This window comes from Nocardia flavorosea (assembly GCF_015477805.1).
GTDB classification, from domain to species: domain Bacteria; phylum Actinomycetota; class Actinomycetes; order Mycobacteriales; family Mycobacteriaceae; genus Nocardia; species Nocardia flavorosea_A.
This window is the reverse complement of record NZ_JADLQL010000004.1, coordinates 85,207-111,655: the sequence shown is the minus strand read 5'-3', so window position 1 is coordinate 111,655 and position 26,449 is coordinate 85,207. Positions and strand designations below refer to the sequence as shown.

Here is a 26,449-nt window from a genome sequence, read left to right as displayed (position 1 = left end):
GGCGGAAGGTCGACCGATGCGCGGCCGCGGCATCGTGGGCGATTGTGCACGACGTGCCGTTACTCAACGGGTATCCCCGGTAGTTTCCGCGGGTGCCCGGCGCTCGGCGGTGCCGATGATATTGCGGACCATCCCGCCGAAGACGATGTCGTGAAAGGGCGTGATTGCCTTCCAGTAGAGGTGCCCGGCCAGCCCACGCGGCTGGAAGACCGCCCGCTGGTGGTATCGAGAGCCGCCGCCGGGCTCCAGTTCGACGCCCAGTTCCAGCCAGGCAAGTCCGGGAACCTGCATTTCCGCACGCAGACGTAGCAGGCGTGGACGGTCGATCAGTTCGACACGCCACCAGTCGAGGGCTTCGCCGGTGTGCAGGCGATGGGGATTCTTCCGGCCACGGCGCAGGCCCACGCCACCGCTGAGCCGATCGATCCAGCCCCGCAGCGACCAGGCCAGCGGGAACGAATACCAGCCGTTCTCCCCGCCGATCGATTCGATAACCGCCCACAGCGTGTCCGGGTCTGTGTCGGTGCGCTGTTCCCGGACATCCTCGTAGAGCGAGCCGCCGGACCACTCCGGATCGCTGGGCAGTGGGTCCGACGGGGCGCCCGCGATATCGGCATCCGACCATCGGGTCGGCACCTGTGCGTTGCGGATCCGCGCCAGCGCCAGCTCGACGGCTTGCTCGTAATCGGTCGGACCGCCTTCGGGCTCGGGAAGGTAGTCGGCGATAGCGCTGTCATGGCATACCGTTTCGTGCACGAGGGATTCGATCAGCGGAATCGCCAGGGCACGCGGTACCGGCGTGACCACGTTGACCCACTGGGCCGACAGCCATGGCGTGAGCATCGGAACCGGCAGGACGAGTCGGTGCGGCAATCCGGCCAATGTTGCGTATTTCCGCATCATCGACAGATAAGTGAGCACATCCGGCCCGCCGATATCGAAGGCACGATTGACGCCCGGGGGTAGTTCGGCAGATCGCACGAGGTAGTAGAGAACATCGCGGACGGCGATGGGCTGGGTTCGATTGTGCACCCAGCGCGGGGCGACCATCGCCGGCAGCCGTTCGGAGAGGTAGCGCAGCATCTCGAAACTGGCCGAACCGGAACCGATGATGACCGCCGCGCGCAGTTCCGCGGTGGGAACCCCCGACTCTCGGAAAATGCTCCCCACCTCGGCGCGTGAGGCGAGATGCCGCGACAGCGGGACCCGGTCCGGGACGATGCCGCCGAGATACACGATTCGCTGGACCTCGGCCGCGCGCGCCGCAGCCGCGACAATCCGCGCGGCGCGCTGGTCGATACCGGTGAAATCGCGTTGCGTCAGCGAGTGCACGAGGTAGTAGACGACCTGCTGACCGTCGACCGCCGCCGATACATCCTCGGCGGCGGTGACATCGCCGCGGACGACCTCGACCCGGTCCCGCCACGGCACCTCCGCCAGCTTCGCCGGTGTGCGCGCCACGACCCGGACCCGATGCCCGGCCCGCACAAGTTCGGGCACCAGTCGCCCGCCGATATAGCCGGTGGCTCCGAAGACCACACACCGCATATCCGACCACCCCATTCTCCTGTTGCGACGCGATTTCCGGAGGCGCAGACGTACGTGCCGCCACGTCGTTTACGCGACCGGGTACCCAGCGGACGCCGCTCGATACCTGAGCAGCCGCGGAATTCGTGAGCGCGGCCGGTCCGGCAGTGAGCCCGGTGACCGGTGTGGCCCATGCTGTTTTCGGGCGATGCGGTTGAAGAGCGGCAGGATGGGCACCCGGGCACCGTGACTACTCCGGCCACCGATATCAGCAGGCAGATTTTCGTGGCAGCGAGCGCCGTGGCGGCTGTGGTTGCCGCGGTCTTCGGCTCCGGGGCGCTGGGCGGTACGCCTATCTCGGAGGCCGCGGGTGGAGCGTTGGCCGCCGACGCCACTTTCGTCGCTCCCGGAGGGGCGGCGTTCTCGATCTGGTCGTTGCTGTACGCCGGCTTTCTCGCGCTTGCTGTCTGGCAGCTACTGCCGAAGCAACGTGATAGCCCGCGGCTGCGGGAGGTCGGCCGGCTGGTCGGTGCGTCGCTGCTGCTGAACGCAGCATGGATCGTGGCGATACAGCTCGGATGGCTCAATATCAGCGTCGCAGTGATCGCCGCGTTGCTGGCGACCCTGGCGGTCATCTTCTGGCGCTGTCTGCGGACGCGGCCCGCGAACCTGGTCGAAGCCATCCTGCTGGACGGTGTGCTCGGCCTGTATCTGGGCTGGATCGTGGTCGCCACGGTCGCCAACGTCGCCGCGGCTCTGCAGGCGGCCGCCGTCGGCGAACTCGGCCTCGGCGCCGAGCCGTGGGCTCTGGTGGTCCTGGTCGTTGCCGCTGTCATCGGTGTAGCGCTGGCGAGCCCGGGGCGGGCCGGTATCGCGGTGGCCGCCGGCATCGTCTGGGGCCTCGCCTGGATCGCGGTGGCCCGGGTCGAGGGGGGCCCGGAATCGTCCACGGTGGCGGTCACCGCCGGGGTAGCCGCACTAGTGGTGGCGCTGGCCGCCATCGGCGGGAAACCAACAGCGCCCACGTTTCGGCGATCAATTCGTCCACCTTCAACGGCTCGAATCGCTGCGCGAGCTGATAGGTGGAAAGCCTGCGGGCGGCGGATTCCGGGTCGCGCGCGTTGATGACCCCGAGTCTCAGTTCACCGAGGGTGATCACCGATACGCCCCACTCGTATTCATCGAATCGGGAGCGATCGAATCGCTGCTCTTCCATACCGATGAAGACGGATGTGTCCGCGATCGCTCGCGCAGCATCTACCACGGCAGGTCGTCCGTGGTGTCGGGCAGGGCTGCGCGTAGCTCTTCGGCAAGACCTGTCGTGTCCGGTCCCAGCCGGATCAGCTCCTGGACGACTTCCGTGGCCGGCACCCATTGGCGGCGTCGTGGGAGCGGGATGATCTTTGCTACCGGACGGTTGTCTTTCAGGATTTCGAACTCTTTCCCGGCTTCGACACGGCGCAGGACTTCTGCGGTGTGATTGCGCAGGTTGTCAAGGCATGGTCTGTGCGCGGCGGGCCAGGATGGAGGCGATACCTGCGGCGGCTGCCTGGACCGACGACGCATGAGCTTCGGGGCGGAAGCGGGTGACCGGGCCGGTGACCGAGATCGCGGCCGGGGGCTCGTCGCTGCCGTCGAGGATGGCGGCGGCGACGCAGGCGATGCCGATGGTCGATTCCTCGTGTTCGTAGGTGACTCCGGTTTCCACGGCCTGCGCCAGTTGGGCGCGCAGCAATCCCGGGGCCACGACGGTGCGGGGGGTGCGGCGGATCAGCGGACCGGTGAGGATGCGGTCGATGGTTTCGGAACCGGAATGGGCGAGTAGTGATTTGCCGATTGCGGTGCAGTACAGCGGCATTCGCCCGCCGATACGGGAGGGGGAGCGGGCCTGGCGGTGGCCGCCGATCTTGCTGATGTAGACAACTTCGTCGCCGTCGCGGACCCCGAGGTGCACGGTTTCGCTGGTCCGCGTGAACAGATCCTGCAGGAAAGGGATCGCCACCTCGAGCAGGGTGCGTTCGGTGGCCGCGCGCATACCGAGTTCGAACAGGCCGCGGCCGAGGCGGTAGCCGTCGGGGGAGGAGGTGAGCAGCCGGGCCGCGACCAGATCGCGGCTCATCCGGTGCACGGTGGCCTTCGGCAGGCCGGTGCGGCGGGTGAGTTCGGACAGGCCGACGGCCTGATCCTCGACGCCGAATGCCTCCAGGATCAGCAGTGCCCGGCCCAGCACGGATCGATCGTCGAGTTGTCGTTGCGGCATGGTTGCTCTTCCTCGCACGGGCGGTCCGGTCAGTGGACCATTTTACTGTTCAGCTGCGACGCGGCGGTGTGCACTGGTAGCACCCAACGATGAGGAGAACGGAGGTAGTGGTGGCAACCACTGTCGAGAGCGCCGGCGCCTCGGAAGTCGACGAGTCCATCGTCGCCCGCGCCGCGCAACGTCTGATCACTGCAGCCGAGACACGTGAGACCTGTGCGCCGCTGCGCGAGGGCCTGATCAGTCCCGACGATGTCGCCACGGCCTACCGGATCCAGGAGCGATTCAACGCTGCCCGGGTCACCGCGGGCGTCACGGTGGTCGGCCGCAAGATCGGCGCCACCTCGCAGGCCGTCCAGCAGCAGCTGGGCGTGGACCAGCCCGATTTCGGGGTGCTGTTCTCCGATATGGCCTACACCGACGGTGACGTGATCCCGATCGACCGGCTGCTGCAGCCCAAGGCCGAGGCCGAGGTCGCCTTCGTCCTGGGCGCGGATCTCGCCCAGGGGCCGCTCGATATCGCCCAGTGCCGGGCAGCGGTCGCCGAGGCGATGGCCGCGCTGGAGATCGTGGACAGCCGGATCACCGACTGGAACATCTCCTTCGCCGACACCGTCGCCGACAACGCCTCGAGCGGGCTGTACGTGCTCGGCACCGAGCGCCGCACCCTCGACGACTTCGATCCCATCGACGTCACCATGAGCATGAGCATCGACGGCGAAGAAGTGTCCACCGGCAACGGCGCCGCCTGCCTCGGGGACCCGCTCAACGCCCTGTCCTGGCTCGCGCAGCAGGCTCGCACCTTCGGTGAACCGCTGCGCGCCGGCCAGGTCATCCTCTCCGGCGCGCTCGGCCCGATGCGGCCGCTGCACCCCGGCGCCACCGTCACCGCCGCCATTTCCGGCCTCGGGACGGTTTCGGCTTCCTTCACCACCGCTTCGGAGGTCTCCCAGTGAGTGACAACAACAAACGCACGAAGGTCGCGATCATCGGGTCGGGCAATATCGGCACCGATCTGATGATCAAGGTCATGCGGCATTCCCGGTTCCTGGAAATGGGCGCGATGGTCGGTATCGATCCCGCATCCGACGGTCTGGCCCGCGCCGCCCGGATGAAGGTCCCGACCACCCACGAGGGTGTCGAAGGTCTGATCGCGCTGCCGAATTTCGACGAGATCGAGATCGTCTTCGACGCCACCTCGGCGAAGGCGCACGAGCAGAACCACGCCCGGCTCGCGCCGCTGGGTAAACGCCTGATCGACCTGACGCCCGCCGCGATCGGCCCGTTCGTGGTGCCGCCGGTGAACCTCGAGGAGCATCTCGGGGCGCAGAACGTGAACATGGTGACCTGCGGTGGCCAGGCGACCATCCCGATCGTGGCCGCGGTCTCGCGGGTCGTGCCGGTGCCCTACGCCGAGATCGTGGCGTCCATCGCGTCGAAGTCCGCCGGGCCGGGCACCCGCGCCAATATCGACGAATTCACCGAGACCACCTCGCACGCCATCGAAACCGTGGGCGGCGCGGAACGCGGTAAAGCGGTGATCATCCTGAATCCGGCCGAACCGCCGCTGATCATGCGCGATACGGTCTTCTGCCTGGTCAACGCCCCGGACGAGGAGTCCCACGAGCAGATCAAGGCGTCGGTGGTGAAGATGGTCGACGATGTGGCGGCCTACGTGCCGGGCTACCGGCTCAAGCAGGAAGTGCAGATCGACCCGATCCCGCAGGATCAGCCGGTGCACACCCTGCTCGCCAAGGACAACGCCCTGTTCCCGACCCACCGGGTGTCGGTGTTCCTCGAGGTCGAGGGCGCGGCCCACTACCTGCCCGCCTACGCCGGCAACCTCGACATCATGACCTCGGCCGGTCTGCAGGTCGCCGAGCGGATCGCGCAGAACAGCCAGCAGCAGAAAGAGAGTGCACGATGAGCTCGACGGACACGCCCACGGTTTTCGTTCAGGATGTGACCCTGCGCGACGGTATGCACGCCATCCGGCACCGCATCACCCCGGAGAACGTGGGCAAGATCGTGGCTGCGCTCGACGCCGCGGGTGTCGACGCGATCGAGGTCGCGCACGGTGACGGGCTCGCCGGCGGTTCGGTGAACTACGGGCCTGGTTCGCACAGCGACTGGACCTGGCTCGAGGCCGCCGCCGCGAATATCAAGAACGCCCGCCTGACCAGCCTGCTGCTGCCCGGTGTCGGCACCGCCGAGGATCTGCGGCGCGCCTGGGGCCTGGGGGTGCGGTCGGTGCGGGTCGCGACTCACTGCACCGAGGCCGACGTCGCCGCCCAGCACATCGCGACCGCTCGAGAAATCGGCATGGATGTCTCGGGCTTCCTCATGATGAGCCATATGGCCGAACCCGCCGAACTCGCCCAGCAGGCGAAACTCATGGAGAGCTACGGCGCGCACTGCGTCTACGTCACCGATTCCGGTGGCCGGCTCACCATGAACGGTGTGCGGGACCGGCTGCACGCCTACCGCGATGTGCTCGACCCGAAAACCGAGCTCGGTATCCACGCGCACGAGAATCTTTCGCTGTCGGTGGCGAATTCGGTGGTGGCGGTCGAGAACGGCGTCACCCGGGTCGACGCCTCGCTGGCCGGTCACGGCGCGGGCGCGGGTAACACCCCGATCGAGGCATTCGTGGCGGTCGCCGATGTACTCGGCTGGAAGCACGGCTGCGATGTCTTCGCCCTCCAGGACGCCGCCGACGATCTGGTCCGTCCGCTGCAGGACCGGCCGGTGCGGGTGGACCGCGAAACCCTCACCCTCGGCTATGCCGGTGTCTACTCCAGCTTCCTGCGGCATGCGGAAGCGGCGAGCGAGCGCTACGGAATCGATGTGCGCACCCTGCTCATGGAAGCCGGTCGCCGGCGGCTCGTCGGCGGTCAGGAGGACATGATCGTCGATATCGCGTTGACGATGGTGGCCGATCGCGACGGCGAGAAGCAGGCGGTCTGAGACGCCGGGCCGCCGGGGTATGCGGTGCGTGCCCCGGCGGCCGTTACCGGCGTTCCCAGGCATCGGCCGCGCGCGGAGGGAGGCCGGGTTCGACAGCTCCACGATGCAGCCGGTGCCCGGGAGCGACCGTCGGTGCCGCCCGCGGTGCTCGGGCCTGTGACAGACGCGTAGTCGATACCGGAGCCCGACCGCGGGACTCTCGGACCCCGGAAACACTTCGTCGAGGTAGTCGGCAACGGCCGTCAAGGCTGCGTCAGGAACCGGAAGCGCCGGCTCGAAAGCGAAAAAGCTTGCCGATGGGTTTTTTCCGACTTCGAGTTCTCCGGAGCAGACGCGGGAAGCCTTATCGGCGGCGCGCTGGCCGGCGGGTTTCTCGGACCGCCGGGCGCGTTCGTCGGGGCAATGGCCGGTTCCTTCATCGGCGGAGTCCTGGTCGACGACAAAGGGGTGGGTGAATACGCGTCGTCCTGCGGGGTGGGGTCAGCGGGGTCCGAGGAAGAGGGTTTGGGTGCTGCGGCCCAGCGGGCCCTTCTCGTCGAAGAGCGCCGATTCGGCCAGGCCGATTCCGTGTGGCTGCGGATGGGTGACCGCGTCGAGACACACCCATTCGCCGGCCGGTTGGCGGTGCAGGGTGACCGTCAGGTCGGTGTTGATGAACAGGTAGCTGTTCCAATCCAGTACGGAACTGACCCCGTTGCCGGAGTCGGCGGCGGCGAGCGTGCGTTCCAGCGGGCTGGGCGTGGTGCCGGCGACGATCGGATACTTCAGCCGGATCCAGCACACGGCCGGTCCGGGTTCGGCGAACGAGCCGGCGGCGAAACGGTATTCGATACCGGTGTGGAAACCCACCGGCTGAGTGGACGGGAACCGCTCCGGTTCCGGTGTCTGTTCGGGGCCGGGCCGCGAGCCGCTGGGCAGGTACCGGGCGGGCAGGTCCAGGTCCGGGGCGGCGAGTTTGAACCGCCAGGCGTTGGCCCGCATCACCGGCCCGCGATCGGTGGACAGGGTGGCCTCGATCAGTTCGACACTGCGCCCCGGCCGCACTACCCGGGCCTCCGCGGTGAGCGGGGACAGCGGGACCGGACCGAGGATTTCCACCGCGACCCGGCCCACCTGGAAACCGGCCCGCGGCTCGCAGCGTTCGATCACATGTCCGAGCAGGGCGGACGGCGGGCCGGCGTGCTGGGCATCGGGAGACCACGGGCCGCGGGTGAGCTCGGTGGAGACGAACCGCCGCGGGTCCGCCGAGTCGGGCAGGTAGAAGGCCTCGTGCATGTGGTCGTCCGTTCTTGCCGCTGGGTGGTACGGCCACGACATTACCGAGAGCCCGCACTGCCTGCCCCCACGTGCCGGTCGTCGAGAACTCGACCGGCCACGTGGGCTGGAACGGCCGAGGTGAATTGGGGTACATGCTTGCATGCAAGCTTGTATCTATCCGCTATGGTTGCAGGGTGCCGACGAATTCCGACCCAGCCCAGCCCGCGGCGAGCGCCGCCGATCGGGCCTACCGGCTCACCAAAGAACTGGTGCTCTCCGGCGAACTCCCGGGCGGGCATCTGTTCAGCGAAACCGAGATCGCCGGCCGGCTCGGCCTGAGCCGGACCCCGGTGCGTGAGGCATTCGTCCGGTTGCAGGCCGAGGAACTGCTGACCCTGGTACCGAAGCGCGGCGCCATCGTGGCGCCCGTCCCACCCGGCGAGGCCGAAGATGTGCTGGACGCCCGGGAAGCGGTGGAGAGCGCCGCGGTGCGCCGGTTGCTGCGCACACCGGAGCGGATACCGGTGGCCGTGGAACAGTTGCGAACCGCGCTCGAGGTACAGCGCGAACGGGCGCAGCACGCGGATCTGCATACCTTCGCGGAGGCCGACGAACGTTTTCACCGCACTTTGGTCGAAGCAGGCGGAAACGCGCTGCTGATCCGCTTCTATACCGGGCTGGCCGACCGGCAGCGGCGAATGAACGTAGCCGCACTGGGGCCGATGCCCGATCACATCCAGGTCGTCCTGCGCCAGCACGCCGAACTGATCGACATCATCGAATCCGGCGATGCCGCCGGATTCACCACCGCTCTGCGGGCTCACTTGGACGGGACCCACCGGCGATGACGCCCAGGTCCATACCAGCGGCGCTGGCCGCGATTTTCGTCTGTGCGTGGGGCGGTAACCAGTTCACTCCACTGCTGGTGATGTACCGGGACGCCGGGTACTCGGCGCTCACCGTCAACCTTCTGCTCGGCGCCTATGTCGTCGGCCTGGTTCCCGGCCTGCTGCTGACGGGCACGTTATCGGGACGTTTCGGCCGCCGCCCGGTGGCGCTCGCCGGGGTGCTGGCGTCCCTGGTCGCGAGTCTGCTGCTGGCGGCCGGGACGTTCGGGGTCGGCTGGATAGCCGCCGGCCGGTTGGTCTCCGGATTCGGGGTTGCGGTGGCGATGGCGGTCGGGACGACCTGGGTCACCGAGCTGTGCTTCCGCGCCGGCGCCGCCGCGGGTACCGGCGCCCGGTGGGCCGCGCTCTGTCTCACCGCGGGTTTCGCGCTGGGCGCCGCGGTCGCCGGCGCGCTCGCGCAGTGGGGCCCGCTACCCATGGTCACCCCCTATCTCGTGCATGCATTGCTCGCACTCCTGATACTGCCGTTCGTGTTCCGGGTGCCGGAGACGGGCACCGCGGGCGGTTATGCTGCCGGGCAGTTCGGTGGCCTGCGCCATCCGCGTTTCCGCCGGGTGATCATGCCGATGGCGCCGTGGATCTTCGGGTCGGCGGCGGTGGCGTACGCGATCATGCCGCAGCTCGTCGCCGATCGGGTCGGTCAGTGGAGCCTGCTGTATTCGACCGCCCTGACCGTCGGCGCGCTGGTCGCCGGAACCCTGGTGCAACCGCTGGCGAAACGGCTCGACGACGCCGGCAGCGCCCGCGCGGTGATCGCCTCGATGACGCTGATGCCGCTGGGTCTGCTGGTCAGCATGTTCGCCGCGATCGCCGGTTCACCGGCGCTGGCGTTCGCCGCCGCGATCGCGCTGGGGTGTGCGTACGGGGTCGCTCTGGTGTCGGGACTGCTGGAATTGCAGCGGCTGGCGGCTCCGCACGAACTCGCGGCTCTCACCGGGGTCTACTACGCCCTGGCCTACCTCGGCTTCCTGCTGCCGTCGCTGCTGAGCCTGCTGAACTCCGCCGCCGGCTATCCCGTGCTGCTCGGCGCCCTGGTTGTCGTGGCGTTGTCGGGTACCGCGATGGTCCTGCGCTGTTCCCGGGCGCATCTGCCTGCACATACGACGGCTGATGAGAACGAGAAGGAACTGGCCGCCGCCGGATGATCGCCGCGACCACGCCTGCCGCGGAGAACGTCACCGCCCGTCTGCCGTCGGCCGACATCCGGGTAGCCGTCCGTGGTGCTGTTCCCGGCCAGGATTCCGGCAGCCGAGTATGCCGCCGCGGATCGGGTGCCAGAAAGCGGAGTTCTGTGTCCCGGCCGGGCGGCGGGTTTGCGCTGTTGTGTCGGCGCCAGCAGTTCGATCGCCGTTTCGGCACCGGAGAGAAACACCGGTGCCGGCGGATCGAGGGGCCCGCCGCAGCAGGGGACGATCCCCGGCATCGGCACGTGCACATCGGACAGCGCGAAATCGGAACGGGTACGCGCCCGAGGCACCTCGCTCAGCTCGTGCGGGGTTCGGTGATCTGCCGGACCGAGAACCGGTAGTCGGCCTGTCGTAGGAGCTCGTCCGGATCGTCGGTCGGCGGGTAGATCCACAGTTCGTTCACCTTGCGCTTGCGGTCCTTGGCGACCGAACCGGTCGCCACGACGCGCCGATCCCATCCGTTGGTGAACACCGCGCCGTGCGAGCCCAGGTCGAGGCAGGTGACGTACGGGGTCGCGGTGAACGGCACCGGGGGTAGTCCCAGCAGGTCGGCGGCGGCATTGTGGCCCGCGAATTTACCGAGTTGCAGGGCATGCTGGCAGCACTGCATGACCTGGTGTCCCGGTTCGGCCGCCGCGGCCGCGGTATCGCCGGCCGCGTACACCGCCGGCACACCGGTAACCGCCAGGTCCGCGTCCACGGCCAGACGGCCGAGCCGATCCCGGGTGCCGGGGATTGCGGCGGTGAGTCCGCCGGCGCGCACACCCGCTGTCCAGATCGCAGTGCGGGTTCGCAGCCGGGTCCCGTCGGACAAGACGACCAGGTCTGGTTGCACGGCTGTGACGCTCGTGCCGAGCCGGTGTTCCACCCCGAGGGCGGTCAGGGCGTCGGCGATCTCTTGCTGCGGGCCGGGGCCGAGTTCCGGTCCGATGCTGTCTGCCCGCTCCACCAGAACCACCCGGGCCTCCTCGCCGTGAGCGGCGGCGATCGTGCCGAGCCGGTCCGCCAGTTCGGTGGCGATCTCCAGGCCGGTGAAACCCGCGCCGACGACGACGGCGGTGAACCGGCCCTCGGGCGGTAGATCCGGTAACCGGTTCAGATGCGTGTCCAGTTCGGTGGCCGCGGGCAACGTGTCCACATCGAACAGCAATTCGGCGCCGGGGAGTTCCGGCCGGACGAGTTCGCTTCCGGTGGCGAGGATCAAGCGGTCGTAGCGGATTTCGGCACTGTTGCCCTGCCTGTCGGCTGCGGTCACTGTCTGTCCGGTGGTGTCGATCCCGGTCACCGTGGCCGCGACCCGGCGCACTCCGACGGGGCCGAGGATACGGTCCAGTGAGACCCGCATCCGTTCGGGCTCGGACTGATACAGGCGGGGGCGGATCACCAGATCGTCACCGGGGGAGATCAGGGTGACGGTCAGTTCGCGGCCGGTCTCGCGGGCCAGACGCACCGCGCCCGCCGCGCTCCATACACCGGCGAAACCGCCACCCACCACAACAACTCCGGACACGGTCGACTCCTCTTCGGCTGGTTCGAAAGTGAAAAATCTGCGGGCCGGCCGCGGTATGCGCGGGCCCGGGTGCTCAGGTTGCCGCCGCAGCGATCTCGCGCCGCGTGCGTTCGGCGGAACCCACCGGTGCCGCGGCGGCGAGATCGGCAATGGTCTGCGCCGCCAGTTCCCGCCGCCAGGCCAGCTCCGCGCGGCGCATCGCGACGGCGATACCGCACCGATGGGTGAAATCGGTGGTGGCTGTGCGACCGCTGTGGCCGCGTTGCCGGATCTCGGTGCAGCGGAACGGGTCGGTTCCGCCTTCGATCGCGGTCACCACATCGAGCAGTGTGATCTGTTCCGGTGGCCGGGCCAGGCCGAACCCGCCCCGGATACCGGGGGTCGAGGTGAGGATTCCGGCGCGGACGAGGGCTTGCAGGCGTTTCTTCAGGTATTCGACGGGCAGGTCGAACCACGCGGCCAGCCGCGCGATCGGGATCGGCCAGTGCTCCTCGGCCCAGGCCAGGGTTACACAGCAGTGCAGGCTCCACTCGACGCCTTCGCCCATTTTCATAACCGGGATGTTAGATATCCCTATTAGGCTTGGCAAGCGCGCAAGCGCTCCGTCCCAGGCGGTGGCGGAGTGTGTGGACTCGTGAATTCCTCGATACGAGGAAGTAGAACGTGTTATAGTTTTCCCCGGTTTGCGAGCCTCGGTGCACGGTTCTGGGTCGCGGCGCCCCGCGAGGAGCCGGCGGTCCGGGATCGTGCCGGAGCGCCGGTCAACTTCGCGGGGCCGCTCGTGCGAGCAGGCCCGAAAGGCAGACGAATGAACACTGAACCGCACGTCGACGACACCGACCTGCTGCACCGCGAGCCGCTCGCGGTGGACCTGCTGGGCAAGGCTCTCGAACGCTATGCCGACCGCACCGCGGTCCATATCGACGACGCCACGCTCACCTACCGCGACGTGCGGGATCAGATCAGCCGGTTCGCGCAGGCGCTGGCCTCCGCCGGGCTCGGTGTGGGTTCACCGGTGGCGGTCCTCTCGGCCAACCGGCCGGAGGTGCTGTTCGCCCAGGGCGCGAACAACGTGAACGGGTCGCGGGCCATGGCCCTGCACCCGATGGGGTCGCTCGACGACCACGCCTACGTGCTCGAGGATGCGGGCGTGGAGACCCTCATCTTCGACCCCAGTGGTTTCGACGAACGTGCCGCACAGTTGCACGAGAAGGTTCCCGGTCTGCGGAACTTGTTCTCGTTCGGCCCCTCGGAGGCCGGTACCGACCTCATCGAACTGGCCGCGGGTTTCACTCCCGACCGGCTGAATCCGCCGAAGGTCGATCCCAACGCGACCATGAGCCTGGCCTACACCGGCGGCACCACGGGTAAGCCCAAGGGTGTCGAGATGAGTTTCCGTGGCAGCGCCACCATGCTGCGCATCCAGATGACCGAATGGGAATGGCCGGACGAGGTCCGCTTCCTGGTGTGCACCCCGCTCAGCCATGCCGGTGCCGCCTTCTGGAATCCCACGGCACAGCAGGGCGGCTCCATCGTGGTGCTGCCCTATTTCCATCCCACCAAGGTCCTCGAGGCGATCGAGAAGTACAAGATCACCGCGACCATGCTGGTGCCGACCATGCTCTATGCCCTGCTCGACAGCCCCGACCTGGACAAATACGATCTGTCCAGCCTCCAGACCGTGTTCTACGGCGCCTCTGCGATCTCGCCGACCCGGCTGGCCGAGGCCGTCGAGAAGTTCGGCCCCATCTTCTTCCAGTTCTACGGCCAGGCCGAGAGCCCGATGACCATTTCGGTGCTGCGCCGTGCCGACCACGACCTGACCAAACCGGAACGCCTCGCCAGCTGCGGCCGGCCGGTCCCGTGGCTCAATGTCGCGTTGCTCGACGAGAAGGGCAACGAGGTACCCCAGGGCGAACCCGGTGAGGTGTGCGTCCGCGGCCCGCTGGTGATGAACGGCTACCTCAACAAGCCTGAACAGACCGCCGAGGCAATCGAATTCGGCTGGCTGCACACCGGCGATATCGCCCGTCAGGACGAGGAGGGTTTCCTCTACATCGTCGACCGCAAGAAGGACATGATCGTCTCCGGCGGTTTCAATGTCTATCCCCGCGAGGTGGAGGATGTCCTGTCGGCGCATCCCGCGGTGAGCGCGGCCGCGGTGATCGGTGTGCCCGACGAGAAATGGGGCGAAGCGGTCAAGGCGGTGGTGGTGCTCCGCGACGGGCAGTCGGTCGAAGTGGAGGAACTGCAGGCGTTGGTGAAGGACCGCAAGGGTGCGGTTTATACGCCCAAGACGGTCGATTTCGCCGACAGTATCCCGCTCAGTCCGCTCGGCAAACCGGACAAGAAGGCGCTGCGCGCCCAATACTGGGGCGAAGGCCGGCAGGTCAACTGAAACCCGCGGCAACGACCACTCGTGACCACGGGGGCCTGGCCCGAGGGCCCGCGTGGGTGAGCGGTTGTTGCCGCCGGCTTCGGCCGGGAAGGTGGCGACGTCCCCGTATGGCGCGCCGACATCCGTTACAGCCCAACGAAAACGGGCGCCGAGTAGTTTCGACAAAGAGGAGCACCATGGGCAAGCTCACCGGCCGGGTCGCGTTCATCACCGGCGCGGCGCGGGGACAGGGCCGCGCGCATGCCGTGAAGTTGGCGTCCGAGGGCGCCGATATCATCGCCGTCGACCGCTGCGCGCCGGTCGCGACCGCGGCGTACGAGATGGCAACCGAGGCCGATCTCGCGGAGACCGCGAAACTGGTCGAAGCCGAGGGCCGCAGCATCGTCACGGCGGTCGCCGACACCCGCGACCTCGAGCCGCTGCAGCAGGCCGTGGACGCCGGTGTCGAGCGTTTCGGCCGGCTGGATATCGTCGTCGCCAACGCGGGTATCGCCGCATCGCCGAAAGCGTCCTGGGAGCTCACTGCGGACGAGTTCCGCGAGATGATGGACATCAATGCCACCGGAGTCTGGCAGACCACCAAAGTTGCCGTACCGCATATCATTTCCGGTGACCGCGGTGGATCGATCGTGTTGATCAGTTCGATGGCGGGACTGCGCGGGGTTCCGGGGATCGCGCACTACGTCGCCGCCAAACATGCCGTGCGCGGATTGGCCAAATCACTGGCCAATGAACTGGCGTGGGCGAATATTCGCGTGAACTCGGTGCATCCCGGCAACATCCGGACCACCATGATCGACAACGAGCCGATGGTGCGCGGTTTCCGCCCGGACCTCGAGAATCCGGTGCTCGAGGACACCGCGGAGATCATGCAGAAACTGAATCTGCTGCCACAGCCCTGGCTCGAGGCCGAGGCGATCGCCGACGCCGTCCTGTACCTGGTCGGCGATACCGGCCGGGGCATCACCGGAGCCGCCCTGCCGGTCGATCTCGGCACCGCCGAGAAATTCCCCGGTATGTAAGCCACGGGCGGCCCGGGGGCAGCGGCGAATTCCCCGGAACGTCCCGGCTGAACGCACCCCCACCCGATCGCGGTGGGGGTGCGTTCCGGCTTCGGCCGAAGGTATTCGAGGCGGTGAATCCGCCCGGTCACCAGTCGGGCGGCCCCGATCGCAGATCCGGGTCGTTATCACACCGATGCAGTCCAACCCTTGGACCCGGCCGGTGTATCGGGGGATAAACTGGGTACCGCCGTTGAGCGCCGTCGACAACGACCATCGCAAGCACTGCAACGCTGGACACAGTTCCACGAAAACAGCTCGCGAGCGGGCCATCCGGGCCCGCACGATGGAACCAGTTGGGATGTGATCAACGATGACTACGACCCACTCCGACAGCAGCTCCCGTACCAGCCATCGAACCGGCCGGTCCACGGCCGCCGTCACCGGACTCGGCGCCGTCGCCACTGCGCTCGTCCTTGCGGCCCCCGGAGCCGGTGCGGTACCGCAGAACGTCGGCGCCGACCCGGGCCGGAGCATGGGCATCACCACGCCCTTCGGCACCACCTGCACCTATCAGGTGCGGGCCGCGGTCAACAACACCACGCAGCCGGTGACCTTCCGCGACAACAACGTCATGGTCGGATTCAACCCGCCGGTCGTCACACCGAACGGCATCGTCGCGACCACGACATGGACCCCTCCCAACCCGGGCACGCATTTCATCAGCGCCGAGCAAGGCGGCGTCGTCGTGACCAGCGCGCCCATCGAGGTCCGCACCGGGATCAACGCGGGCACCGGCTGCGCAGTGCCCTGACCGAAGCACCTGCGAGAAATTCCGGAACTCGGCGGCTTTTCAGACGGCGGGGCGGGTGAAACGGCTCGTCCCGCCGCTTCTGCACGCGGTCCTTCGAATACCACTCGCTACAAGCGAATTCCGCCGCGGGTTTACCGATCGTAGATATCTCGGCGATGCCCGGCGGAGACAACCAGGATGATCACTTTGCCATCGTCGACTTCGTATACGAGCCGGTAGTTGCCCACGCGTAACCGACACGCGGGTGTGTACCACGCCTCGGTGGCCAGTTCAGCGGTCGGGTGGGCCGGTGAGGATGGCGGTGACCGTATCGACGAGTTCGGCGAGCAGTTCGCCGGGGGAGAGGCGGGTGCCGCTGAGGGCGAGCATGCCCTGCAGGCCCTCCGGATCGCCGAGCGTCTGGAAGGTCAGGTTCATGGCCTGGGTGAGGCGGAACCGGATCGTGCGCGGGGCGGTGTCCGGGTCGATCTGCTGGAGCAGGGCGTTGAAGCGGCGGGCCTGGGGGGCGAAACCTTCGGTCAGCCTGGTCAGCGCGGGGTGGTTACCGCTCATGATCCCGGCGACCAGGCGGATCCACGGTGTGCCGCCGGCGGCCGCCAGTTCGCCGACCGGGCGGACGAAGGCGTCGGCGAGGGCGCGGGCGTCCGGTGCCCCGGATTTCTCGACCGTATCGAGCAATTCGGCACGGCGGGCGTGCAATTGCTCGCTGCGCCGGCTGATCAGCGCCTCCACCAGGGCGTCCTTGGAACCGAAATGGTAGTGGACCGAGGCGACGTTCGCGCCGGCCTCCGCCATCACCGAACGGAGCGAGACCGCGTCGATCCCGCGTTCGGCGAACAGGCGTTCCGCGGCGAGGATGAGGCGTTGATCGGTCGGAAGGTCCGGATCCGGGGCGGTGCGCTCCGCCCCGCCGGGATCCGGGTGCGCACGCGAGGGTGCCACGGCCGGGTGTGCCTCCCGGCCGGTCCGCACCCGGCTTCGCGTCATGATCGAAACTCTAGGAGACCGCGCCGGGCGCGCCGTAGAGGGTCACCACGCAGGCGCCGCCGAGCCCGAGGTTGTGCGCCAAACCCAGCCGCGCGCCGTCCACCTGGCGCTCGCCCGCGCCGCCCCGCACCTGCGTGACCAGTTCGGTGCACTGCGCCAACCCGGTGGCGCCGAGCGGATGCCCCTTGGAGATGAGCCCGCCCGACGGGTTGACCACCCAGCGCCCGCCGTAGGTGGTGGCGCCCGATGCGACCAGCTCACCCGATTCGCCTTCGCCGCACAGACCGAGCGCCTCGTAGGTGAGCAGTTCGTTGATCGAGAAGCAGTCGTGCAACTCCAGAACATCGATATCGTCGATCCCCACCCCGGCGGTCTCGAGCACCCGCTGCCCGGCGATCCGGGCCATGGGCGAACCCACCACGTCGATCATCGAATTCGAGTCGAAGCAGGCGCCGGTATCGGTCACCAGTTCCTGGGCGAGAATCGGTACCGCCCGGTCGAGGCCGTGTTCGCGGACGTAGCGTTCGCTGACCAGCACTGCCGCGCCCGCGCCGTCGGACATGGGGGAGCACTGCGAGCGCGTGAGCGGATCGGAGACCATTTTGTCGCCGAGCACCTGATCGAGGGTGTAGGCGTCCTGGAATTGGGCTTTCGGGTTGCGGGTGGAGTGTTCGTGGTTTTTCACCGCGACCTGCGCGAGCTGCTCGCGCGTCGTCCCGTACCGCAACATATGCTCGCCTGCGGCGGCGCTGAAGAATTGGGCGGTCATCGGCGCGGCGCTGAAACCCGCGGCTGCTTTCAGCGCGCCCATATGCCGGTCGACGGTGGTGACCTCGGGCATCGAACCGTCCCCGGCCATCGCCTGTTTGGTCATCTGCTCGAACCCGACCGCGAGGACAATATCGGCCAGTCCGGCCTGCACCCATTCCCGGGCGAGAACCAGCGCCGTGGACCCGGTGGCGCAGTTGTTGTTGACGTTCACCATCGGGATACCGGTGAGCCCGATATCGTAGAGCGCCCGCTGACCCGCCGTGGACGGCTGGAAGACGTAGCCGACGGCGGCGCGCTGCACCTGGTCGTAGGTCACCCCCGCATCGGTGAGCGCCTGGCCCACGGCCTCGGCGACCATTTCCGGGTAGGTCCAGTCGCGGGTCTGGATCTTCTCGAATTTCGTCATCCCGACCCCGGCGACATATACCCGCTCGGTCATGCTCTCTCTCCTTGTTCGTGCGGTGCCGCGCACCGCGGAAGCGTTGCTGTCCCGTTCCGGAACGTTTCGTCTGCTGTGCCGGTCCTCACTGGTCAGGCGGCCGGTCCAGTGTTGCTATCGGCCCCATGCGTGCGTGTGACCGGACGGGAACGTTCGAGCTCGCCGGGGTCCCGCGGGCGCGGGACCCCGGCCGGTGGCGTTCGGCCGGGGCTTGCGGAGCTGTCCGGTCGGGGGCGTAAGTGGCGACACCCATATGCCCAGGTGGTCAGGATTGCGGTGGTTCGGACCCGACCACCCACAGTGCATGGAACTGCGCCGCCCCACCCATCGCATGCCCGACGGCGCGCCGCGCGTCCGGTACCTGGTGTTCACCCGCGGTCCCGCGCACCTGCATGGCCGCCTCGGCGAACCGCAGCAGACCTGTTGCGCCGGTGGGGTTTCCGGAGAGCACCCCGCCGGACGGGTTGATCGGCAGCGATCCGTCGAACGCGGTGTGCCCGGCGTCGACCATCTTCCAGCCCTCGCCGACCTCGGCGAGGCCCACGTTCTCCAGCCAGATCGGTTCGAACCAGCTGTAGGGGATATAGAGCTCGGCGGTATCGATATCGTGTGCCGGGTCGGTGATGCCGGCCTGCCGGTAGGCGTCGGCGGCGCACTGCCGTCCGGCTTCGGGATTCACTTCGTCGCGTCCGGCGAAATGCCCGGTTTCGGTGCGCCACGACATTCCGTGGATCCAGGCCGGCGGGCGGCCTGTGTGGTGGGCGTCGTCCTCGCCGGTGATCACCACCGCGCACGACCCGTCCGAGGACGGGCACGATTCGAGGAACCGGATCGGATCCCACAGCATCCGTGATTCCCGCACCTGGTCGACGGTGATATCCGGTAACTGGATGTGGGCGTAGGGATTGCGGGTCGCGTTCAACCGATGGTTCACCGCGATCTGCCAGCCGATATGCTCGGGCGCTTCCGAGCGGCGTATGTACTCCCGGATCACGGGCGCGAAATGCGCGCCCGCCCCCGCACCCAGTTGCGCGCTGAACGGCAGTCCACGCGAGAGCGCCCAGGTGAAATCACCCTCGGACTCTTTCGAATACGCGACCACCAGCACCCGCCGCGCCAGCCCCGCCTGCACCAGGTGCGCGCCGTAGATGGCGGCGTGCCCGCCGACGCTGCCGCCGGTGAACACCCGGGTCACCGGCAGGCCGCGCGCACCCATGGCATCGGCCAGATACAGTTCCGGGTTCATCACCCCGTCGAACAGGTCGGGTGTTTTCGACAGCACGACGGCATCGATATCGCCGAATTCCAGTTCGGCGTCGGCCATTGCCTCGTCGACGGCTTCGCGCACCATCGCGCCGATGGTGACCTTGCGTTTCTTGGCCTGTTTGCTCTGTCCGATTCCGACGACCGCGAGTTTCACCGGTCTCCCTCCAATAGGCAGATCATGTTCTGCTGGAGCGCGGGCCCGTTGGTGGCGTGCGCCAGGGTGCGGTCCGCGCCGCCGGTCAGGATGTGCCGGGCGGCGTCGCCGATCCGGATCAGTCCGGTCGCCGTGGCCGGGCGGGCGACCAGCGGTCCGCCGCGGGGATTGACGACGCCGGACAGTTCGAGAGCTCCGGCGAGCAGTGGTTCCTGATAGCTGTATTCGGTGTGCAGTTCGGCGATATCGACATCGCGGGCGGCGAAGCCGGCCTGCCGTGCCGCCTTGTCCGCGGCGATCCGGACGGTATCGGTGCGGGTGAGATCGCGGGTGCCCGGATAGTGCGAATCCATCCGATGGTCGGCGCCGCGCACCCAGGCCGGGCGCTGCGCCAGCCGGCGTGCGGTGTCACCGGCGGCCAGCACCAGCACGGCCGCGGCATCCCCGATGGGACCGCGATCGTGTTCCCGCAGCGGCGACGCGAGGTACGGGGCAGCCAGCAGTTCGTCCACCGTGACCTCGCCCGACACCTGCGCGGCCGGATTACCCACCGCGCCCACGCGGGCCCGGGCGACCACTTCGGCCATCTGCTTCTCGTCCAGCGCGCCGGCCGCGATCAGCGCCTGCGCCTGGATGGCGGCGAGCGCGTCCTGATGCGGCCGCAGCGGGGCCAGGAAGTAGGGGTCGAGCTGGGTGCTGGTGACCCGGTCCAGGTCCTGCGCCAGCGAACCGCGCCCGACCCCGTAGACCACGGCGATCTCACCCTCGCCTAGTTGCAGCCACGACCACGCCTCGTACGCCGCCCAGGCCGCGTCCATCTCGACATGCGATTCCGAGATCGGCGGCCAAGCGCCCACCGCGTCGAGGGATTCGATATAGGCGAAGGTCCGGCCCTCGTGGAAATCGTGGCTGCCCGAAGCCCAGAAATCGACCTCGGTGCGGTCGATCCCCGCCGACGCGAGAGCCTCCCGCATCACCGGCAGCAGGATCTCGGCCATATCGTCCTGGCGATCGGCTGCCATACCCGGTGACTGGGCGAATGCCACCACCGCGACATCACGCATCGGAACCTCCCGTGATCGGCCGGTAGTAGCGAATGCTGTTCATGGATGTGTCCAGGTCCTCCTCGGCGCACCACACCGGCTCCACCCGCATACCGATATGGACCTCGCTCAGTTCGACCTCACGGATCAGGTGCATGAGGGTGGTGTCCGCACCGTCCACCTGGATGTAGGCGACCAGATACGGCGGGTCGATCGTCTGGCCGGGGAACGGGAAGTTCACCACGCAGAAAGTTTTGACGACACCGCTGCCGCCCAGTTCGAACGGTTCGGACAGTTCGACGAGGCAGCGGGAGCAGAATTCCGGCGCGGGCAGGTACACGCGCTCGCAGGTGCCGCAGCGGCGGGCCAGCAGGGTGCGGTGCTTCAGGCCGCGCAGGAAGGTCGAGCGGCCGGTGCCGGCGACGAAGGTGTAGTCCACCTTGTGCGGGCTGGTGAACGATTCCACCGGGTTGGGCAGAGTACTCATCACGCCTCCACCGGCTCGAAGCAGACGATATCGCGGATACTGCCCACTCGTTCCGCGCGCCAGCGGGGTTTCACTCGCAGGCCGGCGGTGAGGCGGGCGGGGTCGCCGCCGGTGTCCACGGCGTGGAAGAGGGCACCCTCGGTGCCGTCGATGGCGATCAGGGCCCAGGCGAAATGGCCGGCCGCGATCTCGTCGCCGGGCCGGGTGGGCACCCAGGTCCAGTGCCGCACCGTGCCGACGGGATCGAGCCGCACCAGTTCACCGGTGGGCGCGGCGGTGGCCGGATCGAATTCGAGGGCCGGGCAGATGACTGCCCCGGATTCGGTGCGTACCCCGTACAGTTCACCGTCGCGGAGACCGCCGAGGAACGTGCCGATCTTCTCGCCGACCGTGCGGTTGTACGGGAATTCGATCGTGTAGGGCGCGGTGAGACTCGCGCCCGCGGGTTCGGCTGTCATCGTTCTCCTGCCGCTCGGGTGCGCGGCCGGGCACAGTGCGACCGCGCCTCGATCGTGACCCGGCCGACGACCATTGTCAATCACTTGATTCAATCGCTTGATAGGTCGCCCTGCCCGGGTGGCCCTAACGTGTGCAGCAACCTTGCTGCGCGGCTCGCGGCCATGCCGTAAGCTCCGAATCAAAGTAGAACCTGTTCCAATTCCTCGGGTGAGGAGAGATCACCATGGCCATCGTTGAACAGCTGGAGCCGACCGCCGACGGACGCCGTCGGCTCGAGCTGCGCAGCCCCGCTACCCGCGAACGCGTCGGCGAGATCGAGGTGAGCACGGCCGACGATGTAGCCGCGGCGCTGGCCACGGCCCGCGCCGCCCAACCCGGCTGGGCCGCCCGGCCGATCAAGGAACGCGCCGCGATCATCCGCAACGCGGTTTCGGTACTGCTGAAGCGCCGCGACGAGATCGTCGAAACGGTGATGCAGGAAACCGGTAAACCGCGGGTCGAGGCGCTGGCCGTGGAAATGGTGCCGGCCTGTGATTTCCTGAACTACTGGAGCGGGCGCGCCGTCAAGGACCTGTCCGACGAGAACCGCCGCCTGCACGGCTACATGCTGCCGCTGAAGAAGCTGGTCATCAATTACCAGCCGCTCGGCGTCGTCGGCGTGATCACTCCGTGGAACGGCCCCTTCATCCTGTCGCTGAACCCGATCGCCCAGGCGCTGATCGCCGGGAACTCGGTAATCCTGAAACCGTCCGAGGTCACCCCGCACTCCGGGGAATGGGCGGTCAAGGTCCTGCACGAAGCCGGCGTCCCCAAGGATGTCCTGCAGGTCGTGCACGGCGACGGCGAAACCGGCGCCGCCCTGGTCAACGGCGATATCGACAAGATCTCCTTCACCGGCAGCGTCGGCACCGGTAAGAAGATCGCCGCGGCCTGCGCGCAGCGGCTCATCCCGTGCACCCTCGAACTGGGCGGAAAGGACGCGATGATCGTCTGCGCCGACGCCGACCTGGATCGCGCGTCGCTGGGCGCGGTGTACCTGTCGATGTTCAACACCGGGCAGGTATGCGTCGGTGTCGAACGCATCTACGTGGTGGAAAGCATCGCCGACGAGTTCATCGAACAGGTCCGCAAACGCGCCGCCGAGGTCACCTACGGCCCCTCCGGCAAGGACGTCGGCCCGCTGTTCTGGGACCGCCAGCTCGAGATCGTCGAGAAGCATGTCGAGGACGCCAAGTCCAAGGGCGCCACCGTCCTGCTCGGCGGCGAATCCGATACCGCCGAGGGGGTGTTCTTCAAGCCCACCGTGGTCGTGGACGTCACCCACGATATGGACCTCATGCAGCAGGAAACCTTCGGCCCCATCGTCGCCATCATGCGCGTCCGGGACGAAGAAGAGGCCGTGCGGATGGCCAACGACTGCCAGTACGGGCTCAGCGGCAGCGTGTTCACCAAGGACAAGAACAAGGTCGTCCGGCTGGCCAAACAGCTCAAGACCGGGTCGGTGGTGCAGAACGACGCCTCGGTGATCTACGGCGTCGCCGAAGCACCGTTCGGTGGCCGCAAGGACAGCGGGATGGGCCAGGTGAACGGGCGTGACGCGCTGCGCAGTTTCGTCCACCCGCAGCCCGTTCTGCTGGACCGCTGGGGCCTGAAGAAGGAGAACATCTGGTACCCCTACAGCGAGGCCACCGCCGCCACGCTGGAGAAGACCATCGGCACCCTGTTCGGCAACAAGTTCATCCGCCGCCTGGTGCGCTGATCATCCGGTCCGGCCGCGGAGATTCCGGCAGCCGGGTCCTTGCCGGATGCTGTCACAAATGACACGGCCGACCGGCTGACCGGTCGGCCGTGGTCTTTGTGGCCGAGCCGTGGACCGCTGCCGAGAACGAAGCCGGACGCTTACCCGAATAAGGTTTGATCGCGGCCAACGGCCGGCGGGAGGGCGGCGGAACGGCGCGGGATTCCGGATCGGATGTACGCGGCCGCAGCCGGCGACGTGGGAGAAGGTGCGGGCCGGGCGTCGCGGGGGAGGGGCTGTTGCCGGGTGGTACGGGGGAGGGGGTTGCCGGGGGCGCGGGAGGGTGTGTAGCCGGGTCGGGCGGGAGAAGGTGCACAGTCGGGTGGCGGGTATGTGCCCGGAGCGTCGAGGTCTCCTGCCAGGGGGTAGGGACGGGAACCAGGGATGCAGTGGTTGTGTGCCGGGACTGCGGTGGTTGTGTGCCGCATACGACAACGGGCCGCCTGCGAGGCGCTGTGCACAACCTCGGAGACGGCCCGGATGACGTACGGCACACCCCGGCCGCAGTTCGCCCGGCCGGGAACCCGGTGTCAGACGGCGGGGTGGTCGACCGGTTCGTCGTTGTTCTTCGGCGCTTTACCGTTCGCTCGCCCCGACCGGTACCGCTTGAACACCTCCCACACGATGGGCAGCACCGAAACGGCCACGATCAGCAGGAAGATGAGGTCGATATTGTCGCGTACGAACTCGATCTGCCCCAGCAGGTAACCCAGCATCGTCACCCCGGCGCCCCACAGCACACCGCCGAGCACGTTGTAGGTGAGGAATATCGAGTACTTCATCTTCGCCGCGCCCGCGACCAGCGGCGCGTAGGTGCGCACGATGGGCACGAAGCGGGCCAGCACGATGGTGATCGGCCCGTGTTTCTCGAAGAACGCGTGCGATTCGTCGATATAGGACTTCTTGAAAATTTTCGCGTCATTGCTCTTGAACAACGCCGTACCGCCCCGGGAGCCGATCAGATACCCGACCTGATCGCCGGCGATCGCCGCGATCGGGATCAATATGAGCAGCACTCCGATCGGGGCGAAGGGTTCGATTTCGGTCGATTTGGACGCGGCGATGAGCCCCGCGGTGAACAGCAGCGAATCACCGGGCAGCAGCGGGAACAGCAAACCCGATTCGACGAACACCACGACGAGTAGGCCCAGCAACACCCAGGTGCCGAACGAATTGAGCAGATTCACCGGGTCGAGGAAACCCGGCATCAGGGCAAGTTCGGTGGTGACCGCTGCGGCGGCTGAGTAACTCACCCCGCCGAAGATACCGCAGAAGAATACGCCGCCCCTTTCCGGATTGCCCGTTTCGGGCGGTTATCGCGGAAGGGTAGCCGGATTCGGTCCTCACCTGCGCGCTCACGCAATGCCGCGGTTACCGCGGCGACTCGCTGTTCGGGGATTCCCCAGGGATCCGCCAGCCCCAGCCGGGAGTCCAGATCCCACAGTACGCACTCCTCGCCGGGCCGGGCGACCAGCGCCCATGCCACCACCGTCCGGCCCAACCGACCGGCCGTATCGACCGCCGCAGATTCTGCCGGTTCCGCGCCCGCCGGGTGGTGGTGCAGGAACTGCCCATAGGCGCGTTCACAGAATTCGGCATACCGCCGCGTACACAGAATCAAACCGTGCCAGGCTTCGTCGACCGCGCGCGACGGCATTCCGATGGTCTGGTCGTCGGCCAGCGCCGGGCCGCAGCAACGCAGCCATTGCCGTAGCCCGGTGGCGACGAGTTCTCGCGGTTCCCACGGACAGGTTTTGTAGACGGCCTCCGGAAGTTCGAGTTCGCGGACCGCGCGCTCCACGGCGGCCGGCTCGATACCGTGGCGGTGCTGCCGAGGGCGGGCGAAAGTGAACACACCGCCATTATCCGCGTTGCCCCGGGCGGTGGGATCCTTCGCGTCCGTTCGCGGCTGTCGGCTTCGTGGCGGCGTCGCCTGCCGGCCCGGCGGCCGGATTCGCCGATGCGGCAGTGGTATTCGTCGGTACCGTGGACTGATGGACCTGGTGCTGGGATTCTTCTTCCTGCTGATGGTGGGCTTGCTCTGCGTGGGGGCAGTCGTGGGTATCGTCCTCGCGATCGGCAAGGCCGGTTCCGGCCGGCGTGGGAGTCGAGCGCGGCGGGGCGGGTATTACGCGGGCGGAAGCTACTTCGCGGGCGACAGCGGTTCGGGCGGTTGGAGTTCGGGCGACGGCGGGTCGAGCGATGGGGGCGGCGGCGGCTGTGGGGGTGGCGGAGGTGGTTGCGGGGGCGGTGGCGGCGGGGGCTGATCGAACGGTTCCGCGGGCATCCAATGGATGTAACCAAAAGTTGCGTGTAATATTCGAAGGTGGCTTTGTGGCATGTGATCGGGCGTTCTGTAACGCCTGCGTGAATCCCGTTGTGGGCCTTGGGGGTTCGATTCGGATGCGGCGCGCCACGCCAGGAATTATATCAATTTGATATAGGATGGAAACCTGCATTTTCACAGATTGTCCGCCTTGTGCCGGTTGTGTCTCAAATTATCCGGTAATCATCGGATGTTTCTGAAGAATTTTGGGTTACTTTCGAAACCGCTTCCGAATCAAAAGGATTCACGAACGGGCATAGACCGCTCTCGGGTGCAGCGTTCACCGGCCACCGTTACTGTGCGTGCCGTGGTTACCGCATTGGTAGTACTCGCAATCCTGATTCTCGTTGCCTCCGTAGTTCATCTCGCCAGCCGGCCACCGGAGGAACTCGTTTCGCGCAGAACGCGGGTGCGGGCCGGATCGGACACCTACTCCGACTGATTCGCCACCGCGGGCGAAAGCACCACCACCGCAATCGGACGCCGGGTCTTCTGCTGATATTCGCTGTACCGGCCCTTGTTCACCGCGTCCACCAGCCCCCAGCGGCGCGCGTACCCCGGATCGCCGGGCAGAGTAGCCCGAGCCACCACCGGAAACGCGCGCCGCCCCACTCGCACCTCACATTCCGGCCGCGCCTTCACATTCGCCAGCCACCCCGGCGGCCGCGGCGATCCGCCGTTCGACGCGGTCACCAGAAAATCCTCCCCATCCTTTGCGTAGGTCAGCGCCGACGTCCGCGGTAAGCCGGTCTTACGCCCCACGGTCCGCAGCAGCAGCGTCGGATTCCCGAACAGCAATCGATGCCCCACCAGCCCGCCGCTCTTCTCGTAGATCCACTGGTGCGCCCGCAACACCCGTACGAACAACCCGGCCACACGCCCTCCTCCGCTCG

25 protein-coding genes and 2 pseudogenes are annotated in these 26,449 nt (G+C 67.7%); 10 read left to right on the top strand and 17 right to left on the bottom strand.

The window, feature by feature from the left end:
* Window positions 1-63 precede the first annotated feature (63 nt).
* The 4 genes and pseudogenes from IU448_RS19210 to IU448_RS19190 all read right to left on the bottom strand — a co-directional run bounded on the left by IU448_RS19210 (window position 64) and on the right by IU448_RS19190 (window position 3,787).
* Window positions 64-1,548, bottom strand: a complete 1,485-nt coding sequence (locus IU448_RS19210) for an SDR family oxidoreductase (RefSeq protein WP_195057052.1) — start codon at window positions 1,546-1,548, stop codon at window positions 64-66.
* A 982-nt stretch (window positions 1,549-2,530) separates the two neighbouring features.
* Window positions 2,531-2,791 (bottom strand): annotated as a pseudogene (locus IU448_RS29040) (PIN domain-containing protein); the annotation flags it as partial.
* A 137-nt stretch (window positions 2,792-2,928) separates the two neighbouring features.
* Window positions 2,929-3,093: pseudogene (locus tag IU448_RS29585) on the bottom strand (type II toxin-antitoxin system Phd/YefM family antitoxin); the annotation flags it as partial.
* Window positions 3,020-3,787, bottom strand: a complete 768-nt coding sequence (locus IU448_RS19190; protein ID WP_195057049.1) for an IclR family transcriptional regulator — start codon at window positions 3,785-3,787, stop codon at window positions 3,020-3,022. The pseudogene IU448_RS29585 and the gene IU448_RS19190, both read right to left, overlap by 74 nt.
* Before the next feature lie 89 nt (window positions 3,788-3,876).
* On the opposite strand from IU448_RS19190, the gene IU448_RS19185 reads away from it, so the two are divergent.
* From IU448_RS19185 to dmpG, 3 genes are read left to right on the top strand one after another with little or no spacing between them, the layout of a single operon-like run.
* Window positions 3,877-4,740 (top strand): 2-keto-4-pentenoate hydratase, encoded by an 864-nt coding sequence (locus IU448_RS19185; protein WP_195057048.1) that lies wholly within the window; start codon window positions 3,877-3,879, stop codon window positions 4,738-4,740.
* Window positions 4,737-5,711: an acetaldehyde dehydrogenase (acetylating) gene (locus tag IU448_RS19180; RefSeq protein ID WP_195057047.1), complete on the top strand. Its 975-nt coding sequence runs from the start codon at window positions 4,737-4,739 to the stop codon at window positions 5,709-5,711. The genes IU448_RS19185 and IU448_RS19180 overlap by 4 nt, the downstream gene beginning before the upstream one ends.
* Window positions 5,708-6,751: a 4-hydroxy-2-oxovalerate aldolase gene (dmpG, locus tag IU448_RS19175; RefSeq protein ID WP_195057046.1), complete on the top strand. Its 1,044-nt coding sequence runs from the start codon at window positions 5,708-5,710 to the stop codon at window positions 6,749-6,751. The genes IU448_RS19180 and dmpG overlap by 4 nt, the downstream gene beginning before the upstream one ends.
* A gap of 480 nt (window positions 6,752-7,231) precedes the next feature.
* Here dmpG and IU448_RS19170 read toward each other — a convergent pair whose 3' ends face one another.
* The gene (locus IU448_RS19170; protein WP_195057045.1) at window positions 7,232-8,026 is read right to left on the bottom strand and encodes a thioesterase family protein; all 795 of its coding nucleotides are present in this window, start codon (window positions 8,024-8,026) and stop codon (window positions 7,232-7,234) included.
* 176 nt (window positions 8,027-8,202) lie between these two features.
* Between IU448_RS19170 and IU448_RS19165 the strand changes: the two genes are divergently transcribed.
* Together IU448_RS19165 and IU448_RS19160 are read left to right on the top strand one after the other, a co-directional pair.
* On the top strand, window positions 8,203-8,856 hold the full coding sequence (locus IU448_RS19165) for a GntR family transcriptional regulator (RefSeq protein WP_280456783.1): 654 nt from the start codon (window positions 8,203-8,205) through the stop codon (window positions 8,854-8,856).
* The gene (locus IU448_RS19160; protein WP_195057043.1) at window positions 8,853-10,061 is read left to right on the top strand and encodes an MFS transporter; all 1,209 of its coding nucleotides are present in this window, start codon (window positions 8,853-8,855) and stop codon (window positions 10,059-10,061) included. The genes IU448_RS19165 and IU448_RS19160 overlap by 4 nt, the downstream gene beginning before the upstream one ends.
* A 337-nt stretch (window positions 10,062-10,398) precedes the next feature.
* On the opposite strand, the gene IU448_RS19155 is transcribed toward IU448_RS19160, so the two are convergent.
* Window positions 10,399-11,613, bottom strand: coding sequence for an NAD(P)/FAD-dependent oxidoreductase (locus IU448_RS19155; RefSeq protein ID WP_195057042.1), 1,215 nt, complete (start codon window positions 11,611-11,613; stop codon window positions 10,399-10,401).
* A gap of 73 nt (window positions 11,614-11,686) precedes the next feature.
* A complete protein-coding gene (locus tag IU448_RS19150; protein ID WP_195057041.1) occupies window positions 11,687-12,166 on the bottom strand; it encodes an RrF2 family transcriptional regulator in 480 nt (159 codons plus the stop codon).
* Window positions 12,167-12,421: 255 nt separating this feature from the next.
* Between IU448_RS19150 and IU448_RS19145 the strand changes: the two genes are divergently transcribed.
* The 3 genes from IU448_RS19145 (at window position 12,422) to IU448_RS19135 (ending at window position 15,826) form a co-directional block, all read left to right on the top strand.
* A complete protein-coding gene (locus IU448_RS19145; protein WP_195057040.1) occupies window positions 12,422-14,011 on the top strand; it encodes an AMP-binding protein in 1,590 nt (529 codons plus the stop codon).
* Window positions 14,012-14,187: 176 nt separating this feature from the next.
* Window positions 14,188-15,033, top strand: a complete 846-nt coding sequence (locus IU448_RS19140; protein WP_195057039.1) for a mycofactocin-coupled SDR family oxidoreductase — start codon at window positions 14,188-14,190, stop codon at window positions 15,031-15,033.
* Between the two features lie 352 nt (window positions 15,034-15,385).
* Window positions 15,386-15,826 carry a hypothetical protein gene (locus IU448_RS19135; protein ID WP_195057038.1) on the top strand — a complete coding sequence of 147 codons (441 nt, stop codon included), beginning with the start codon at window positions 15,386-15,388 and terminating at the stop codon, window positions 15,824-15,826.
* A gap of 131 nt (window positions 15,827-15,957) precedes the next feature.
* Here the strand turns inward: IU448_RS19135 and IU448_RS29765 are convergent, their stop codons facing one another.
* The 7 genes from IU448_RS29765 to IU448_RS19100 form a co-directional block, all read right to left on the bottom strand.
* Window positions 15,958-16,095: a type II toxin-antitoxin system RelE family toxin gene (locus tag IU448_RS29765; RefSeq protein WP_416383033.1), complete on the bottom strand. Its 138-nt coding sequence runs from the start codon at window positions 16,093-16,095 to the stop codon at window positions 15,958-15,960.
* Between the two features lies 1 nt (window position 16,096).
* On the bottom strand, window positions 16,097-16,813 hold the full coding sequence (locus IU448_RS19125) for a TetR/AcrR family transcriptional regulator (protein ID WP_195057037.1): 717 nt from the start codon (window positions 16,811-16,813) through the stop codon (window positions 16,097-16,099).
* Window positions 16,814-16,823: 10 nt separating this feature from the next.
* A complete protein-coding gene (locus tag IU448_RS19120) occupies window positions 16,824-18,023 on the bottom strand; it encodes a thiolase C-terminal domain-containing protein (protein WP_195057036.1) in 1,200 nt (399 codons plus the stop codon).
* Window positions 18,024-18,288: 265 nt separating this feature from the next.
* Complete coding sequence (locus IU448_RS19115) at window positions 18,289-19,443, bottom strand: thiolase domain-containing protein (RefSeq protein ID WP_195057035.1); 1,155 nt, start codon at window positions 19,441-19,443, stop codon at window positions 18,289-18,291.
* Window positions 19,440-20,507 carry a lipid-transfer protein gene (locus tag IU448_RS19110; RefSeq protein ID WP_195057034.1) on the bottom strand — a complete coding sequence of 356 codons (1,068 nt, stop codon included), beginning with the start codon at window positions 20,505-20,507 and terminating at the stop codon, window positions 19,440-19,442. The genes IU448_RS19115 and IU448_RS19110 overlap by 4 nt, the downstream gene beginning before the upstream one ends.
* Entirely contained in the window at window positions 20,500-20,973 is a 474-nt protein-coding gene (locus IU448_RS19105) for a Zn-ribbon domain-containing OB-fold protein (RefSeq protein WP_195057033.1), read from the bottom strand. Before IU448_RS19105 ends, IU448_RS19110 begins: the two co-directional genes overlap by 8 nt.
* Window positions 20,973-21,431 (bottom strand): DNA-binding protein, encoded by a 459-nt coding sequence (locus tag IU448_RS19100; RefSeq protein WP_195057032.1) that lies wholly within the window; start codon window positions 21,429-21,431, stop codon window positions 20,973-20,975. The genes IU448_RS19105 and IU448_RS19100 overlap by 1 nt, the downstream gene beginning before the upstream one ends.
* Before the next feature lie 224 nt (window positions 21,432-21,655).
* Here IU448_RS19100 and IU448_RS19095 point away from each other — a divergent pair, with 224 nt between their 5' ends.
* Window positions 21,656-23,191: an aldehyde dehydrogenase family protein gene (locus IU448_RS19095; protein ID WP_195057031.1), complete on the top strand. Its 1,536-nt coding sequence runs from the start codon at window positions 21,656-21,658 to the stop codon at window positions 23,189-23,191.
* Between the two features lie 569 nt (window positions 23,192-23,760).
* Here IU448_RS19095 and IU448_RS19090 read toward each other — a convergent pair.
* Window positions 23,761-24,438, bottom strand: a complete 678-nt coding sequence (locus IU448_RS19090) for a VTT domain-containing protein (RefSeq protein ID WP_195057446.1) — start codon at window positions 24,436-24,438, stop codon at window positions 23,761-23,763.
* A gap of 41 nt (window positions 24,439-24,479) precedes the next feature.
* A complete protein-coding gene (locus tag IU448_RS19085; protein WP_324188661.1) occupies window positions 24,480-25,046 on the bottom strand; it encodes a hypothetical protein in 567 nt (188 codons plus the stop codon).
* Window positions 25,047-25,224: 178 nt separating this feature from the next.
* Between IU448_RS19085 and IU448_RS19080 the strand changes: the two genes are divergently transcribed.
* Window positions 25,225-25,497 carry a hypothetical protein gene (locus IU448_RS19080; RefSeq protein WP_195057030.1) on the top strand — a complete coding sequence of 91 codons (273 nt, stop codon included), beginning with the start codon at window positions 25,225-25,227 and terminating at the stop codon, window positions 25,495-25,497.
* A gap of 488 nt (window positions 25,498-25,985) precedes the next feature.
* Here IU448_RS19080 and IU448_RS19075 read toward each other — a convergent pair whose 3' ends face one another.
* Complete coding sequence (locus IU448_RS19075; RefSeq protein ID WP_195057029.1) at window positions 25,986-26,432, bottom strand: nitroreductase family deazaflavin-dependent oxidoreductase; 447 nt, start codon at window positions 26,430-26,432, stop codon at window positions 25,986-25,988.
* Window positions 26,433-26,449 lie beyond the last annotated feature (17 nt).

Bases quoted from the DNA above. Each gene is read 5' to 3' on its own strand.
- IU448_RS19210 (WP_195057052.1), bottom strand. From the start codon at position 1,548: ATGCGGTGTGTGGTCTTCGGAGCCACCGGCTATATCGGCGGGCGACTG.
- IU448_RS19190 (WP_195057049.1), bottom strand. From the start codon at position 3,787: ATGCCGCAACGACAACTCGACGATCGATCCGTGCTGGGCCGGGCACTG.
- IU448_RS19185 (WP_195057048.1), top strand. From the start codon at position 3,877: ATGAGGAGAACGGAGGTAGTGGTGGCAACCACTGTCGAGAGCGCCGGC.
- dmpG (WP_195057046.1), top strand. From the start codon at position 5,708: ATGAGCTCGACGGACACGCCCACGGTTTTCGTTCAGGATGTGACCCTG.
- IU448_RS19170 (WP_195057045.1), bottom strand. From the start codon at position 8,026: ATGCACGAGGCCTTCTACCTGCCCGACTCGGCGGACCCGCGGCGGTTC.
- IU448_RS19160 (WP_195057043.1), top strand. From the start codon at position 8,853: ATGACGCCCAGGTCCATACCAGCGGCGCTGGCCGCGATTTTCGTCTGT.
- IU448_RS19150 (WP_195057041.1), bottom strand. From the start codon at position 12,166: ATGAAAATGGGCGAAGGCGTCGAGTGGAGCCTGCACTGCTGTGTAACC.
- IU448_RS19145 (WP_195057040.1), top strand. From the start codon at position 12,422: ATGAACACTGAACCGCACGTCGACGACACCGACCTGCTGCACCGCGAG.
- IU448_RS19140 (WP_195057039.1), top strand. From the start codon at position 14,188: ATGGGCAAGCTCACCGGCCGGGTCGCGTTCATCACCGGCGCGGCGCGG.
- IU448_RS19135 (WP_195057038.1), top strand. From the start codon at position 15,386: ATGACTACGACCCACTCCGACAGCAGCTCCCGTACCAGCCATCGAACC.
- IU448_RS19125 (WP_195057037.1), bottom strand. From the start codon at position 16,813: ATGACGCGAAGCCGGGTGCGGACCGGCCGGGAGGCACACCCGGCCGTG.
- IU448_RS19120 (WP_195057036.1), bottom strand. From the start codon at position 18,023: ATGACCGAGCGGGTATATGTCGCCGGGGTCGGGATGACGAAATTCGAG.
- IU448_RS19110 (WP_195057034.1), bottom strand. From the start codon at position 20,507: ATGCGTGATGTCGCGGTGGTGGCATTCGCCCAGTCACCGGGTATGGCA.
- IU448_RS19105 (WP_195057033.1), bottom strand. From the start codon at position 20,973: ATGAGTACTCTGCCCAACCCGGTGGAATCGTTCACCAGCCCGCACAAG.
- IU448_RS19100 (WP_195057032.1), bottom strand. From the start codon at position 21,431: ATGACAGCCGAACCCGCGGGCGCGAGTCTCACCGCGCCCTACACGATC.
- IU448_RS19095 (WP_195057031.1), top strand. From the start codon at position 21,656: ATGGCCATCGTTGAACAGCTGGAGCCGACCGCCGACGGACGCCGTCGG.
- IU448_RS19090 (WP_195057446.1), bottom strand. From the start codon at position 24,438: ATGCCGGGTTTCCTCGACCCGGTGAATCTGCTCAATTCGTTCGGCACC.
- IU448_RS19080 (WP_195057030.1), top strand. From the start codon at position 25,225: ATGGACCTGGTGCTGGGATTCTTCTTCCTGCTGATGGTGGGCTTGCTC.